General features: G+C 67.4%; 12 protein-coding genes and 4 pseudogenes. 3 read left to right on the top strand and 13 right to left on the bottom strand.

What is annotated here, in order from left to right:
• Positions 1-180: 180 nt before the first annotated feature.
• Positions 181-597 (bottom strand): (R)-mandelonitrile lyase, encoded by a 417-nt coding sequence (locus ABT300_RS34100; RefSeq protein WP_351684111.1) that lies wholly within the window; start codon positions 595-597, stop codon positions 181-183.
• Between the two features lie 102 nt (positions 598-699).
• Positions 700-1,857 (bottom strand): MFS transporter, encoded by a 1,158-nt coding sequence (locus ABT300_RS34095; RefSeq protein ID WP_351684108.1) that lies wholly within the window; start codon positions 1,855-1,857, stop codon positions 700-702.
• A gap of 236 nt (positions 1,858-2,093) precedes the next feature.
• Here ABT300_RS34095 and ABT300_RS34090 point away from each other — a divergent pair, with 236 nt between their 5' ends.
• Positions 2,094-2,687, top strand: a complete 594-nt coding sequence (locus ABT300_RS34090; protein ID WP_351684105.1) for a TetR family transcriptional regulator — start codon at positions 2,094-2,096, stop codon at positions 2,685-2,687.
• Positions 2,688-2,863: 176 nt separating this feature from the next.
• Here the strand turns inward: ABT300_RS34090 and ABT300_RS34085 are convergent, their stop codons facing one another.
• The 7 genes from ABT300_RS34085 to ABT300_RS34055 all read right to left on the bottom strand — a co-directional run bounded on the left by ABT300_RS34085 (position 2,864) and on the right by ABT300_RS34055 (position 11,359).
• Positions 2,864-3,496 (bottom strand): hypothetical protein, encoded by a 633-nt coding sequence (locus tag ABT300_RS34085; RefSeq protein WP_351684102.1) that lies wholly within the window; start codon positions 3,494-3,496, stop codon positions 2,864-2,866.
• 294 nt (positions 3,497-3,790) lie between these two features.
• The gene (locus ABT300_RS34080) at positions 3,791-5,293 is read right to left on the bottom strand and encodes a DUF1996 domain-containing protein (protein WP_351684099.1); all 1,503 of its coding nucleotides are present in this window, start codon (positions 5,291-5,293) and stop codon (positions 3,791-3,793) included.
• A 682-nt stretch (positions 5,294-5,975) separates the two neighbouring features.
• Positions 5,976-6,269 (bottom strand): hypothetical protein, encoded by a 294-nt coding sequence (locus ABT300_RS34075; protein ID WP_351684096.1) that lies wholly within the window; start codon positions 6,267-6,269, stop codon positions 5,976-5,978.
• 344 nt (positions 6,270-6,613) lie between these two features.
• The gene (locus ABT300_RS34070; protein WP_351684093.1) at positions 6,614-7,501 is read right to left on the bottom strand and encodes a polysaccharide deacetylase family protein; all 888 of its coding nucleotides are present in this window, start codon (positions 7,499-7,501) and stop codon (positions 6,614-6,616) included.
• Between the two features lie 42 nt (positions 7,502-7,543).
• Positions 7,544-7,951, bottom strand: a complete 408-nt coding sequence (locus tag ABT300_RS34065; protein WP_351684090.1) for a DUF6262 family protein — start codon at positions 7,949-7,951, stop codon at positions 7,544-7,546.
• Positions 7,941-9,947, bottom strand: coding sequence for a tyrosine-type recombinase/integrase (locus ABT300_RS34060; protein ID WP_351684087.1), 2,007 nt, complete (start codon positions 9,945-9,947; stop codon positions 7,941-7,943). The genes ABT300_RS34065 and ABT300_RS34060 overlap by 11 nt, the downstream gene beginning before the upstream one ends.
• Before the next feature lie 323 nt (positions 9,948-10,270).
• On the bottom strand, positions 10,271-11,359 hold the full coding sequence (locus ABT300_RS34055; RefSeq protein ID WP_351684084.1) for a tyrosine-type recombinase/integrase: 1,089 nt from the start codon (positions 11,357-11,359) through the stop codon (positions 10,271-10,273).
• A gap of 118 nt (positions 11,360-11,477) precedes the next feature.
• Between ABT300_RS34055 and ABT300_RS34050 the strand changes: the two are divergent.
• Positions 11,478-11,730, top strand: a pseudogene (locus tag ABT300_RS34050) (DUF4158 domain-containing protein); the annotation flags it as partial.
• A gap of 156 nt (positions 11,731-11,886) precedes the next feature.
• On the opposite strand, the pseudogene ABT300_RS34045 reads toward ABT300_RS34050, so the two are convergent.
• A pseudogene (locus ABT300_RS34045) lies at positions 11,887-12,051 on the bottom strand (IS3 family transposase); the annotation flags it as partial.
• A 116-nt stretch (positions 12,052-12,167) separates the two neighbouring features.
• Positions 12,168-13,031 (bottom strand): transposase domain-containing protein, encoded by an 864-nt coding sequence (locus ABT300_RS34040; protein ID WP_351684081.1) that lies wholly within the window; start codon positions 13,029-13,031, stop codon positions 12,168-12,170.
• Positions 13,032-13,089: 58 nt separating this feature from the next.
• On the opposite strand from ABT300_RS34040, the pseudogene ABT300_RS34035 reads away from it, so the two are divergent.
• Positions 13,090-13,302 (top strand): annotated as a pseudogene (locus ABT300_RS34035) (XdhC family protein); the annotation flags it as partial.
• Here ABT300_RS34035 and ABT300_RS34030 read toward each other — a convergent pair.
• On the bottom strand, positions 13,296-13,673 hold the full coding sequence (locus ABT300_RS34030) for a DUF2255 family protein (protein ID WP_351684078.1): 378 nt from the start codon (positions 13,671-13,673) through the stop codon (positions 13,296-13,298). The pseudogene ABT300_RS34035 and the gene ABT300_RS34030 overlap by 7 nt on opposite strands.
• Positions 13,674-13,712: 39 nt before the next feature.
• A pseudogene (locus tag ABT300_RS34025) lies at positions 13,713-14,103 on the bottom strand (MmyB family transcriptional regulator).
• Positions 14,104-14,243: the final 140 nt, after the last annotated feature.

The following is a 14,243-nucleotide window of genomic DNA, read 5'->3' as shown; positions in this document are numbered from 1 at the left end:
CGACGGACAGCACGACTTCGACAGCACGAGGACCCCGAGACGCCATGAAAAAAGCATACAGATTTAGAGTCGCCATTTCAGGCGCATCACACTAGCCGAGCAAGATCAATCTCAGTGGCAACTTTCGGGACTGCAACTCACACCCGTTGTTCAGTGGGTTCATGCTCCGTTGCTCTGCGATCACAGGGTGGAGGTGGCCGCTTGCCCGTATTCCTCGTCGGTGAGGTGGTCGCCCCAGATCGCGGCCTGGCCCTGCTCGTCGGCTTCCTGCATGGCGACGTGCGCCATGAAGCGGTCAGCGGTCGCGCCGTGCCAGTGCTCTTCACCGGGCTCGATGTAGATGACGTCGCCGGGCAGCCGGATCTCGCGGACCTCCCCACCGCGGCTGGCGACGTAGCCGATCCCGTCGGTGACGTAGAGGGTTTGGCCCTTGGGGTGGGCGTGCCATGCGGTGCGGGCGCCGGGGGTGAACCGCACGTGAGCGCAGCCGATGGCGGACTGGTCGTCGGCGTTGCGGAGGCCGTCGACGTAGACAGTGCCGGTGAACCAGTTCTGAGGGTCGGTGGCGGTCTTGCCGCCGCTTCGAGTGAACTTCATGGTGTTGCTGCTCCTTTTCGTAGATGCCGAGGTGAGGCGCGTTCAGCCTGTTCGAGGTGCGATGGCTGGTCCCAACTCGGTCGGTCTTGCGGTCCCGGGGGATCAGTGGTTGTGGTGTCCGAGGGCGCCGCGTCGCCCGATCGTCCACAGCAGCAGCCCGGCGACCGAAAGGCCGATGCCGACACCAGTCACGGCGTGCCAACCGCCGGCGGTCCACAGCGGACCGACCAGGGCAGAGCCGATCGCGCCGGCGATGAAGTTGACCGCGATGACGGCCGTGTTGACTCGGGCGCGCCCTTCGGCGACAACGGCGAAGAGCCGCGCCGAGATGAGGACATTCATCGGGAAGATCGCGAAGTGCAGCAGCACGACGCTGACGATGATCAGCAGCAGGGAGTGCTGACCGAGGGCGGCAACGATCATCGTGATCAGGGCGAGGGCCCAGCCCGCGCCGGTGGCTGCCATGGACCAGCCGCGGTCGTGCAGCTTACCGGTATGTTGCGCGGCGACCGCGCCAAGGAGGCCGAACAGTCCGAGCATGCCGATGGTGAGCGGCGAGTACGAGAACGGCGCGTCGCTGAGCAGGAACGTAAGCGCGGTCCAGAACATCATGAACAGGCCGAACTGCAGGGCACTGAGCACTAGGTTCCAGCGCACCGCGCGGTGGCGACGCACCACGCTGCCCACCGACGCCAGCAGCGCCGGGTAACGCATCCGAGCAGGAGCCGGCAGCTCCGGGATCTTGCGGTAGGCGATAACGGTAAGCGCGGCGATGACGACCGCTGCGACAACGTAGATGGCACGCCAGCCGGCCACCTGTGCGACCAGGCCGCTGAGTGTCCGGGAGACGATGGTGCCAGCCAGGAAGCCGGTCATTACGGTCCCGACTATGCGGCCGCGGCTCGCATCGTCGGCCAGGTCTCCGGCCAGCGGTATGACGATCTGTCCGGCCACGGTGGTCAGGCCCAGCACAGCGAGAGCGCCAAGCAGCGCAGTGAAGGTCGGCGCCGCAGCACAGGCGAGCAGGGCGACCACTGACAGCGCCAGCATGAGCGGGATCAGCCGACGGCGGTTCGCGACATCCCCGAGCGGAACGATGAGCACAATGCCTACGGCGTAGCCGATCTGCGTCAACGTGACCAGCGTGCCGGCTGTTCCGGTCGAGACGCCCAAGTCGTTCGCGATCACCTTCAGCAGCGGCTGAGCCCAGTACAGGTTGCCAACCGCGAAGCCACCGATCATGGCGAACAGCAGAGTCAATCCCCTGGTCATACCGGGACGCGGCGCGCCCCCCTCAGCCCGTCCGCGCCTGGCGTGGTCCGGCGCCGTGCTTGGCGGCGTCGTGCCGTCGTGCGTCGAAGGCTGCTGGCCTGCGCGTGGCCCTTCATGAGTGTGTGCTTCTGACATCAATTCCATCTCCAACGTTGCCGTTGGTTACACCTTCGCACGAATGGCCGTCGATTGCAACGGCAACGTTGGAGTTGTACTCTTCGGTTATGGCTTGGGACACTGAGGGCACGAAACGCAAGATCCTGAACGCAGCCGCGACTGAGTTCGCTGCCTCCGGGCCCGACGGCACCACGATCGAGCGCATCGCCAAGCTCGCCGGTGTCAACAAGGAGCGCGTCTACAACTACTTCGGCAGCAAGCAGGGCTTGTTCTCGCACGTCCTGGCCGACCAACTGGCCACCGCCGCCATCGAGATCCCGGCGAACCCGACCGCCAACGACATCGGCGAGTTCGCCGGCCGCCTCTACGACTATCGCCGCAAGCACCCGGAGCTCGCCCGCCTCCTGCTCTGGGAGGGGCTGACCTTTGGGGCGGAGGTGCCCGGCGAGCAGTCACGCGGCGACTACTACGGCCGCAGCACCTCGGCTCTGTCCGACAGCCAGGCCGCGGGACAGGTCGATCCGGCTCTACCAGCCGACCTGCTGCACTTTCTCGTGCTCTCTGTGGCCGGCTACTGGGCCGTCCTACCGCAAGTGGCGCGCATGATTACCGGTGCCGATACTGACGACGCCGCGGAAGACAAGCGCCGCCGAGCCGGCGTCGTAGAAGCCGCGCGTCGGCTCGTTTTGCTCGCACAGTAGAGCGCGCGGAGGGAGACAGCCGTGGTGAAGCAGGGATCCGCCTGAAACCCCGTCAACCCGCCCTGACCAGCTGATCAGCACCTCCCGCACGCCGGGGGAACCTCACCGATACGCGCGCCGCTCGGGCTGCGGGGGCACTGCCTGCGAGACCGTCGACTCCCACGAGTCCGTGCTCGTCAGTGTGCGCGGTTTCCCTCACGGTGAGGCCGTCGGAGGGGGACCGCGCTCCTGCCGGCGCCCCAGTTGAGGAGGGCGAAGCCCAGGGCGAAACCCAGCATGGTGTACACGCCGCGGGGCCAGAAGATGTGGCTGCCGATGAACGACCAGCCTGAGGCGAGGAGCACAACCGTGCCGGGGATGATGCGGATGCCGTGCCAGGGGAACAGTGCAGCCGCCGTGGCCAGGACGGCGACGACAAGGGCGTAGGCACCGATCTGCCCGAGTGCTTGCCCAGTCTCGTAGAGCGGGCGTTTCAGCGGCCCCAGGTTCGCTTCCTCATCGGCGTGTCCGACCACGGTACCGGCGGCGATGCCCGCGACGGCGTCGAGCCCGGTGTAGAAGGCGGCGTAGGCGTAGGCAGCCACCCAGGCCACCACCGCGGCGATGCCGGCGAAGCCGCGGTGGGGCCACTGGCGCAGAGGCACCAGGAGCCCCACCGTGAGCAGCGGGAAGACCGGCAGGAGCACGATGTGCAACTGCTCCCAGTGGGAGGCCGCAGCCCGGGTCAGGCCGTGAGGGTGGACCAGGCCGGCCACGGCCAACAGCAGAGGCGCGGCCGTGACGAGACAGGTCCGCCGGAAGGTCGGCATACCGCGATCGTAGGCACGCAGACGCTCGGTCCGGACAGGCAAGGGGGCCGCGTAAGGGGTTCGTAAGATCCCCGGTTGTCCGGGCGGTCACGAGGACAGTGGTGCTGAAGGTGTGCCGACTCACTGTGCTTCTGCCGGTGGCACCGGCGCAGGTGCCGCAATATGGCCGGACGCGTTCGAACATCGGCCCGCCGGCCCGGCCCTGAAGCCTGGCACGGAGCAACTGACACAGGCATGGGCCCGCCTGCGGCGGTTGCCGCAGACAGGCCCGGGCGGTGGTTCAGCGTGTCACCGTCACTGGCACTCCTGACCGGTATTGATGCACTTGACCACGGTGTTCATCAGCTGCTCGTCGAAGACGTTGACGAAGTCTCCATGGTCGGTGATCGGCTTGTGCATCTGCTCCGGGAAGCCGTCCACCGCGTAGAGTGCGCTCGGCTGTCCGTTGCCGTTCAGGTTTGGTGCGTCCACGTCGTACACCAGGCGCTGCACCAGCTGCGGAATGGCCTGGAAGCCGTTCGGGCAGACACCAGTGTTCGGGTCGGCGAACGCGACGTGATCGCGGTGGTTGGCGCTGTCGGTGTTCTGGCCGTCCCAGCAGCTCTGGAACTTGGACGTGCGGACCACACTGCTGCCCTGAGGACAGACCGGATACTTGTCCGTCAGCTGCCGGTCCTCGAATCCCGTGCAGCTCCATGCAGCGTTCGCGTTGGCTGTTCCGTTGGTGAACGCCTTGGCGTCTCCGGTGATGATCCGCAGGGACTTGGGCATCGCCACGACTTTGCTGCTCGCATTGCCCTCGTACTCCAGGGTCACCTGCGAGGCCGTGAGGATCTTGCCGGCGTTGCCTTCCGCACCGCCGCCCTGCCGGTCGGCGTCGAACTCCTTCGTGCCGTCCTGCAAGCGGAGAACCGGCCAGTAGTAGGAGGATTTGTCCCCCTGGTCCTGGCAAGTGGTCTCACCGCCCGCGAAATCCTCGTTGTCGGCGAAGGCATCATTTGCCTGGTTTCCGACGTAGTCGTGGGTATGGTGCGCTCCATTGGCCACACCGGGCGCGACGATGACATTGTCGGTGTTGTACAGCTTGTTCGCGTTCACCCCGCAGTCGGTGGTGAACTTGCCGAGCGAGGCGTTCCGTTGCTTCTGAGGGCTGCTGACGTTGGGCTGGACGGTGGTGATGTCCACGAAGTCGGCGGCGACCGGACCGTTTCCGGCCTGCCCACCGTTGGCTGGGGCCTCTTGTCCGCCCCCTGCATCCTGGCCCTGGCCGTTCTGATTTTCGCCGCTCGCGCCGTCGTCGGCCTGGTTTCCGGAGGCGCGGAGCGTGCAGGCGGCGAGGGACTCCAGGTCCTGCGGCCGGTCGGCGGTACGGCCGATGGCGACCGCGATGCGGTCGATGGTCGCGGTCCGCCTGTCCTTCAGCGGGCCCATGATGGCGCTGTTGGCAAAGTTGCTGTCCTGCCGTATTGCCTGAGTCGAGTTCTGCAACCGCTGGTAGGCATCGGCGACTTGCTGGTCCAGCAGCGCAAGTTCCCTGTCGACTTCAGCCCTGGACTGGTCGGGCACCTGCCGCAGCCGGGTACCGACATCGGGGCAGTCGATCGTGGCGGCCCCCGCTGCCAGGGCTTGGTTCGCTTGATCCTGAGGCGAACTCCTGGTGGTGTTGCCACTCCCGCTCTCACCGGCCGAGGCATACACATTCGCCGCGATCAGCCCCCCTGCCCCCAGAGCGGTCGCCGCCACGGCGGCGATGGCCCGTCGGGCTGCCTTCGATCGCTTGCGTGTGTTCTGTCGCATGGGACTCCTCTGAGATCTCTGTTCAAGTGCCGCTTGAGTGCTGCTTGTGCTCACCGATGCCGTTTATGGGGTGTTGGTGCCGTTCGCGGGTGAGGCCCTGCCGCACTGCCCTGAACGACAGCCGGGACCGCGGGGTTGCCGCAGACGACGTCACGAGCGCACTGACGGCTGCGGCGGACTCAAGGTGCGCCGGGCAGGCCGAAGAAGAGAACGCCTCGACGGGCCTCGTGGCCGCCGCCCGCGTGGTGCACGTACTCACACTGATGACTCCTCAGAATCCTCACGTGCCGCCGCTGTACTACGACTTCGCAACCAGGGTTACGGATGGGACAGGCGGGGCGAGAGCAATCGGGTGCCACGTCAGGCTCTCGTAAGGTTCGCGGAGCAGGTCCTGCCCGCTCCCAAGGAGCGGGAACGCGCGCGACATGTCCCGCCGCGACCTCGTCGCCCGGATCTCGTACGCTCTGCATACCCCGCTCACCGGGCTGCGCGCCCTGCGCAAAGTCGTGTGACGGGGACGTGGCTGCTCTTGGCAACCTGAGCGCCAACTCACGTGGACGCCGGCGCCCGGCCAACGCCGCGGCACCGTTGAAGAGGCCCGCGAGGAGACCGTGTCGTCGGGCCACGCCTGGCCGGGGCAAGAGGAACCCCGTCACGCCGCAAGACCGCAAGGGTGGCCGGATCAACGAACGTTCCGGTCGGGGGGCGGAGCAACACCCCGTTTCACACCGCGGCTATGCCCTCCAAGCCGGACCCGGCGAAAGCGGGCAGCCCCTGTGGTGGTAGAGACCTTGGTGAGTGCGCCGCTCTTGCCCACAGGGAATCCCTCGACGGTGCCAGAGACTGCGTTTTGAACACAGACGAACCTGTCGTCGTTTCCGGTCACCGCGAGGTCGATCACGCCCTGGGAATTGGCCGATGGCGGAATGGCGACGCCGACGTCGTTGGTGAAGGCGAGCCTGCCGTGCTTGTCCATGCGGTATCCGGTGACCGTGGAGTTGCCAGTGTTGCCGCCGTAGAACGGGTGTGAGTAGTTGGGGTGCAGGAAATCCCGGTGGGATTGATCTCGGTCGGCTACTACACCGTTCTGTGGCCCAGCTGAGGTTCACGGAAAGATCGTCGAGCGGGTGCAGGTGCTGGCTACGATCCGCCTCGTGCCGGTGGAGTTTCTGGCTGATGAGCAGGCCTTTATCTGGACCTTTTGCGTTCATCTACTGCGTTGAGCTTGGTGTTCACCTTGCTGACAGTGTCAGGCATGAAGCGTTTTGGCGGATGTGCGAGTGCTGTCGCCGTGGAGCGGGAGGGTACGCGGACGATCTACTACGGTGCGCTGGGCTGAGACCACGCTTGCTGGATAGTGCTGTAGTCGATCACGGCGATACCTTCCTGTTGGAGGAGTGCGAGGGCCTCCGGCGATGTCAGGAACTCGTAGTCGGTTCGGCGGACGCGCCAACCGCTGTCGATCCTCTGCGCGTCCTGGCTGCCGAGGCTGGGATGCACCGCCCATTCGCTGAGCCCGGTCGGCAGGTCACACAGCAGCTGGGCGTATCGGAAGGACTTTCCGTCGATGTCGAGGGAGAAGCTGTCCAGGAATGGGTTGTCGGTGACCGGCAATCCCTGCTGTCGCATCTTCTTGCGTCCGGGGTCGAGCCAGACCCGCACGGCCAGGCCGTACTCGGCAGCCAGTGCCACGGTCAGGCCGAGGATGTCGTCGCGTCCGCCATCGGCCAGACAGTGGAAGTCCAGATGCGTCGGTGAGAGCCCGGCGTCGGCCACGGCGTTGATCTGTGCGCGGAACTCGACCTCGACCTCGTCGAGACGGGCTCGGGCGAGAAGTTCGGAACGCCCGGCGGGTGTAGGTATGAACAGCTCGCCTGCGTCGTCGAGCAGCGAGCGCACCTTCTCCTTTGCGGTCAGCGGCCCCCATCGGTAGTGGGGCGTGTCGCAGACCAGAGTGAGGTGGATCCCGAACGGGATCTCCGGCCGCTGGTGGAGCAGGTTCATGGCGTGCAGCGCCGAGGGACACGGGACCATCAGGCTGCATGAACTGGCGATGCCCTTCTCAACCGAGTCGACCACCGCGGTATTGATCGCTTCGTGCATCCCGAAGTCGTCGCAGTTGACGATGAGCACCCGGGCGTCGGGAGGGAAGCCCAGCAGCTCACTCGACTGGATCGAGGGCGCGGGCTCGAAGACATGTTCATCCATGGCTGAAGTGTGGTCCGCCGATGAGTAGTTGCGCGCTGGAATTTACGCGCCCGGCGGGATGCCCCGGCGGAGATCGCGGAGCTGGCCGAGGGCCACTGCAAGTTCATTGCGGAGCCGTTCGTTCTCCTCGTGCAGTTTGCGGTTGGCGTCCCGCAGTGCTCTCACTACCGTCTCGTGCGACTTGGTGGTGATTCGCTGCTGATCGGGCAGAGCGGGCCGCCCCGTGGTGGGCTGCTTGTCGGCGAGGTCGCGCAGTCTGGTGAGAAGTGGCGCCTGAGCCGCGTCGTAGAGGAAGGTCCGGGAGACCCCGGCCCGGGCCGCGACGCCAGCGACGATCACCGCTCCGCCGTCGCGTTCCAGGGCGTCCAGGACAGCGTGGACACGCTCGATGCAGGCGAGACGTCGCTGTTGTGCGGCTTCGGCCAGGTGCGCCGAGTTGTCAGCCCGCATCGGCGGTCCCCTCCGTTTCGTCGCGGCTTGCCCCGGCGTCGTTCGATGCTGGGGACAGCTCGTCGTTCTCCTGGTCGGTGATGCGCGTGATGACGTGCTCGACCGCGGCCGCCAACCGCTCGTTGACCTCGGCAGCTCGTGACCGGCCAGCTGCGGTGGCATCGGCCTGGAGCTCGCGCGTGCGGGCGAGGGTGTCGCGGTGAATCGGCAGGAACTGCCGATCGCTCTGGAAGTCCTGGCAGAAGTAGCAGCCATCAGCCGCAGTCTTCGGGCAGGGGCGTGAGATGTGCCGCCCGCACCAGCCGCCAGCCACCGCGTGAAGGCGGCGGCCGATCTTCTCGGCGAGCCACTCGACGCCAGACAGGTCGGCATCAGGGCGGACCTTGACGGCTTCGCCCTTGAGGTTGAAGCGCACCTCGTACTTCTCCTCGTACTCGCGGCGAAGGGTCTCGTCCGCGATGCGCGAGTAGTGCTCCTGCATCTCCCAGGAGGTATGGCCCAGGATCTCGCGGATGGTGCGGCCGGACACGCCCGCGTTCGCCATGCGTGTGCCCAGCGTGTGCCGGAACTGATGCCAGTTGACGGTCGCACGGTCGCCGTTGGCGTCGATGAGCTGGATGCGCTGCAACCAGGCATCGAAGCGGGTGTCGGCCGTGCCGTAGGGCATCGGGTACTTCCCGTCCGGGTTGCCGCTGACCTTCGGGAACAGCCACCGGCACGCGTCGCCGAACCGTTCCCGGACCCGGCCGTGCTGCTCTCGAACCGCGTCCACCACCACTCGCGAAGCGGGGATCGCCCGGAAGCTCTTGTCCTTGCTCTTGTAGTGGACCAGGGCCCAGCGGCCGGACGGCGTCTTCTTCAGGCAGTCGGTCTTAAGGATCAGTGCTTCGCTGATGCGCAGGCCCTCGTCCCGGCAGATCAACACCAGGGCACGAGTCTCCGGATCGAGCAGGGCCAGGTTCTCCTCGGACTCGATTTGCTCCATCAGATGTTCGTCGATGAAGTTGGCCTTCAACCCGCGGGGCCGCGGGTACTCGTCCCGGTGGATGCGGGCGTCGGGCGGCAGCATGGGCTGCCAGTGGTAGCGGCGCCACGTTTCGAGCAGCGTGGCCACCACGGACAGCAGGCGGCTGCGGCTGCTCGGGGTCAGCGGCTGCCCGCAGTACGCGCCCTTCTTCTCCACGGTCCTGCGGCCGACCCAGCCGATGTAGGACTCCAGCAATGGCCGGTCCAGGACGGCCGGATCGTGCTGCTGGTCCGGACGGGCTTCCGCGATGAACCGGGAGAACTGGACGAAGTCGTTGAGGTTGCGCGCTGCCGTCCGCAGTTCCGTCCGGGCGAGCCGCAGCCGCAGGTAGCGCTTGACCGTCTCCCGCAGCCAGGGCTGGGTGATGCCGGTGAAGTCCAGCGGGGCGACCCGCTGGCGTTCTTCGACGCTGAAGCCGAGCCGGTCCGGGCGCCACACATCCCTGTCCCACTCCTCGGCGGGGCCGTCGAGGTCGCCAAGGGCCTCCAGCAGGTCTGTGAAGAGTTGGCGGACGGTGGTGTGGTAGAGGGACAGCTGACCCCAATGCTGTGCCGTGCGGTCGCGTACGGAGGTGACGCCTTCGGCGATGACGGTGTTCACCGCGCGGACCCAGGCGCTGGGGATCACCTTCGAGCGGCGCTGGTCGGTGCGGATCTGAAGCAGGTACTGGAACTCCAGCGCGGCCAGCGGTGGCAGTCCTGCGACGGAGAACCGGGGGATGTTGCGCCGCTCCAGCTCGGCAGGGAACTCTGCAAGCGGAGGTCGGCCGATCTTCGCCCAGCGGTAGTGGTGGCCGTCGCACAGCTGGTGGCGGCTGATGCCGTAGCCGCAGGCAGGGAAGCTGCACGGCCCCACGGCCGGGCGATCGAGGACCGGAGCCGCGGCTGCGTACTCGGTGACGCCGATGCGCCGGCCACGCGAGTGCAGGCCGTTCCAGTCGGCAAGGTGCAGGTCACACAGGCGTGACACGCCGCCGGAATAGGGGCATCCGCCGACCCTGCAGGAAGCCACGTCCAGGCTCAGCCCGGCCGGCCAGTTCGCCGGGTCCGCAATCCATGCCTCGCGGTCCGGTCGGCCGGCCCTCCGCCAGGCCACGTCGTGCTCGGCGCACAACCCCCGCGAGGCGTTCTTCCGCAGACAGGTGCTGACCCTGCATGGAGTCGGGGCGAGGAAGTGCCCGGCGCGCGGCATGAAGCATTCGACACGGAACTCGGTGCGCACCACCCTCAGAAGGGCCGCGACCTGTGGGTCTCCGGGGAACGAGACGACGGCGGCCATCCCACCGTCGGCGCTCACCGCGAGCCCCGGAAGCCGACACGGTCCAGCTCCTCGGCGAGGTCGTCGACGTCGAGGTGCCCGTAGATCTCGGCCGTGGTGCGGACCGAGCCATGCGTGAGCAACTCGCTCGCCACCTCCAGCCGGACGCCCGCCCGCAGGAGCGCAGTCGCGTGGGTGTGCCTGAATTGATGTGGGTGAAAGTCGATGCCCGTGCGCCGCCGCAGCCGCTTGACCAGGCTCATCGCCGCCCAGTAACCCATCGGCGTGCCGACCACGCCGTTCCACAGGTTCACAAACACGTAGTCGCAGTCCAACTCGCCGTACTCGGCAAACAGGTAGTCGGTGTAGAGGTCGAGCAGCGTGCACCGGACCGGGATCTCCTTCGGGTCGCGACTTTTACCCCGCGCCCGGTTGGCGTTGTCCTCGCGCGGCCGCAAGGTGAGCGTCTGCCGGTCGGTATTGATGTCCTGGTGGCGAAGCCCCAGCGCCTGGCCGATCCGGCAGCCCGTCTCGAACATCAAGGCCATCAGCAGCCGGTCGCGAACCCGGTCGCAGGCGTCCAGGATCTGCTGGACCTCGGCGTCAGTCAGCGTCGGCGGTCGGCGCTTGGTCTGCTTCAGCCGTGTCGGCCGATGGACGACCTGCCGCTCAGCGATCCCCGCGAGGAAGCCGCCGTGGTCACCGATCGAGGTCGCCCGGCGGTGAGTCAGCTGAGCACCCATGCCGACACCGCGGCGGGCGAGGAACTCGTAGAACATGTAGACGCTGTTCAGCGCACGGTTCACTGTCGATGCCTCCCGCGCCGGGCCGCTGTCCGTGTCCGCCAAGCGCAGACGGCCAGGCTGGACGGGGCGCCGCAGCCAGCCGGCGAACTGGTCCACGTGCTCAGGAGACGCGGTCAGCGGATTGAGGCCCAGGAGATGCAGGAAGACCAGCCACGCCTTCAGGTCGAAGGCGCGCGCCCGCAGCGTGTTCGGCGAGTGCTCCCGGTCGGTGCACAGTGCCAGGTAGTCGTCCACCATCTCGACGACCCTCCCGTCGCCGTCCACGACCGTGTACGTCTCCCGACTCGCTCCCGTCCCCACGACCCGACGCACGTACATCCCGATCTCCCCACCCGCTGGCTACTCGGATGGGGTAACGACTGTCACGGACAACGGTCACGACTAACTGTCAGCCACGAGGCTGCGAGACTTCGCCGATCCCTCGTGGCGAACGTCCCTGACACTTCTGGCCTGCGTACAGATAAAGTCCGAGGCGTACGGGACTTTCTCCCAGGCGCCCACGCGCCCGGAGCTGGAGCGGTTCTGCTCCTCGATGACGACGACCGTGACCTGATCGCGCTGCGGCGTACGGACGCGCACCGGCTGGGCATGGCGGTGCAGATCTGCACGGTCCGCTACATCGGCCGGTTCCGCTGGCGGTGCCGTGGGAAGTCGTGGAGTGCCTGGCCGGGCAGCAACGCGTCGCGGATCGCGGAGAGCCACAGCGGGCCCTCACCGGTCGAGATCATGGTGAGGTCGGTGACCCACAGCCGGTTCGGGGCCTTCGCACTGAAGTCGCGCTCGACCAGGTCCGGGGCCAGCGTGGCCTTGGGGTCGCGGCGCGTGAAGCCGCTCCGGCGTGGGCTGATGCCCGCGAGGTCGGCCTCGCGCATGAGGCGCTCGACGCGTTTGCGCCCGACGTGGACGCCCTCGCGCTTGAGGACGGCGTGCACACGCGGCGAGCCGTAGACGCCGCCGGAGTCGGCGTGGATCTCCTTGATCTGCTCGGTGAGTTCGGCGTCGCGGCGCACCCGTTCGCACGGCTCCTGTTCGGCGCGGCGCCACCGGTAGTACGTGGAGGAGGCGATGTGCAGTTCCCGAAGTACGCACTCGACCCCCAGGCGGGGATGCTCGTCGACGAGCGCCGTCACCTGGGCCGGGTCGGGTCGAGCTGCGCCGCGAAAAACGCCGACGCCGTCCGCAGGACATCGTTGGCCCGCTTGAGCTGGACGTTCTCCTTGCGCAGGGCCACCAGCTCGGCCCGCTCGTCGGTGGTGAGCCGGTCGTCACGCTCGCCGGCATCCGCCTCGGCCTGCCGGATCCAGCCGCGCAGGGCCTCCGGGTGCACGCCGAGATCCACCGCGAGCTTCTTGATCTGCGGCTTCGGGTCGGACGTCCGGTACATCCGCACCGCACGCTCACGCAACTCCAGCGAGTACTTCCTGGGGGCAGCCATGGTCGATGTTCCTCTCATGAGAACCATCTGACCCTCTGTCAACACACTCCGCATCTCGGGGAAGCTCACCTGGACGAACGCGCTGCGGTGTGTCCCGCGGCCGTTGCCCGGACGGCCGAAGGCGGCCTCGTTGGCTTCGCTGTCCGCGACGTCCCAGCAGGTTCCGTCCATGGCCAGCAGCCGCAGGCCCCGCCAGAACGCGCCCGGCGTCGCTTCGGTGGCCATCGGCTTGGCAGTCGTGGCGAACAGCACCCGCAGCGGCTCCGACCCCAGCCGGTCCCTGGCCCGAAACAGCGAGGACTTCGCCGGAACGTGCCAGTTGCCCAACAGCCCCGCGCCCCGCAGACCCTCGACCAGGTGCCGCATTACTTCCAGATACGGCGCAGGAGAGAACAGGGCCAGCCCCAGCACGAAATACACCACCAGCCGTGCCGGAAGCAGCCGCTTACGCCGCTCCACACGCCCGCACGCGGCCACCACCCGATCCACCAACCCAGGCGGATACACCCAGGTCAACAGGCCAAGACCCGATAACTCAGACACACTCGCAGCCACCCGAAACACCCCCGGGCCCGCCCCGCCAAGCAGCCTACGCCCAGCCAGCGATAAGACAACGGCATTGCCCCTAGACCTGCTGCACGCGGAAGGAGTCAGCCCCAGCGAACTCAAGCGCCTGAACGCGCCGATCGGCCTGGACATCGGCGCCGCCACCCCGCAGGAGACCGCCATCTCGATCACCGCGGAGATCATCGCTCACATCCGGGGCCGTCCCGGCATGCCACTCGTGGACAGCAGCGGCCCCATCCACCCCCGTACGTCCTACTGAGGGACCAGCTTCAGGGTGGCCGCCCGCGCGGCGTCCGCGACCATGGGATCCACGTAACGGGCCCCGTAGCGGCCGTACTTGCTGCGGTAGGCGGCGTCGATCCGGTCGCCCAGCGCCGGATCGGGCTCGTCGGCGAAGGCGACGTCCCTGTGCACTCCGCCCGCAGAGATGCGCCCCTCGTGCTGCTGTTGCGTGGCGCGGAACCAGACGCCGGTGCGGCCACGGTGCGCACGGACGTACAGGTCGTCGCCGACCCGGACCACCCAGATCGGCGTCGGGGACCGGTGGGTGCCGTCCGCGCGCAGCGGCACGATCTCCAGTTCGTCGGCGTTCTCCACGCGGGACAGTTCCTGGGAGCTCCAGCCTGTCATGCTCATCATTCCTTTCTTGTCTTGGTCTCGGGCTCCAGGTCAAGCAGCGACCGGAGCACCACGCGGGGCATCGGCCGGCAGCTGCGCCAGAGCCAGCAGACGACGGCTTGAGCGGCTACCGGGCTGTGCGGTCCAGCTGACCAACCGCTGGTCCGGATCGATGGTGCTGGCCAGCGTGCTGCTTTCCAGTTCCAGCGTTCCCGCGACGGGGTGCCGCATGGTGGTGCCGCCGCACCTCGACCGCTACGTGATACGACGACCACCACTCACGGAAGGCGGCATCGCGTTCAGCGAGTTCACCGACCAGGGCCTGCAGGCGCGCACTGCCGACGTTGGCCGACGCTTCCATGCGTAGCTGCGCGACCGCCTGCCGGGCTACGTCTTCCCAGTCGGCGTGGACCTTCCGCATCCGCGGATCCAGGAAGATCATCCGCACCCAGTTACGTTCGCATCGCGGAATCCTCTCGAAGTCGGTGTGAAGTTTCCCCGTGATCTCGGACACGGTTCTGTTATGCCGCGAGGGTCTGATCCTGTTGGTAGCGCAGGCGCGCCTCGTGGGGCGTGAGGTAG

This window comes from Streptomyces sp. NPDC001027, assembly GCF_040299045.1.
Classification (GTDB): Bacteria; Actinomycetota; Actinomycetes; order Streptomycetales; family Streptomycetaceae; genus Streptomyces.
The sequence above is the reverse complement of the archived record's forward strand: the minus strand, read 5'-3'. Positions and strand labels throughout refer to the sequence as shown.

Bases quoted from the DNA above. Each gene is read 5' to 3' on its own strand.
- ABT300_RS34075 (WP_351684096.1), bottom strand. From the start codon at position 6,269: ATGGACAAGCACGGCAGGCTCGCCTTCACCAACGACGTCGGCGTCGCC.
- ABT300_RS34085 (WP_351684102.1), bottom strand. From the start codon at position 3,496: ATGCCGACCTTCCGGCGGACCTGTCTCGTCACGGCCGCGCCTCTGCTG.
- ABT300_RS34090 (WP_351684105.1), top strand. From the start codon at position 2,094: ATGGCTTGGGACACTGAGGGCACGAAACGCAAGATCCTGAACGCAGCC.
- ABT300_RS34030 (WP_351684078.1), bottom strand. From the start codon at position 13,673: ATGACAGGCTGGAGCTCCCAGGAACTGTCCCGCGTGGAGAACGCCGAC.
- ABT300_RS34100 (WP_351684111.1), bottom strand. From the start codon at position 597: ATGAAGTTCACTCGAAGCGGCGGCAAGACCGCCACCGACCCTCAGAAC.
- ABT300_RS34055 (WP_351684084.1), bottom strand. From the start codon at position 11,359: ATGTACGTGCGTCGGGTCGTGGGGACGGGAGCGAGTCGGGAGACGTAC.
- ABT300_RS34070 (WP_351684093.1), bottom strand. From the start codon at position 7,501: ATGGATGAACATGTCTTCGAGCCCGCGCCCTCGATCCAGTCGAGTGAG.
- ABT300_RS34080 (WP_351684099.1), bottom strand. From the start codon at position 5,293: ATGCGACAGAACACACGCAAGCGATCGAAGGCAGCCCGACGGGCCATC.
- ABT300_RS34065 (WP_351684090.1), bottom strand. From the start codon at position 7,951: ATGCGGGCTGACAACTCGGCGCACCTGGCCGAAGCCGCACAACAGCGA.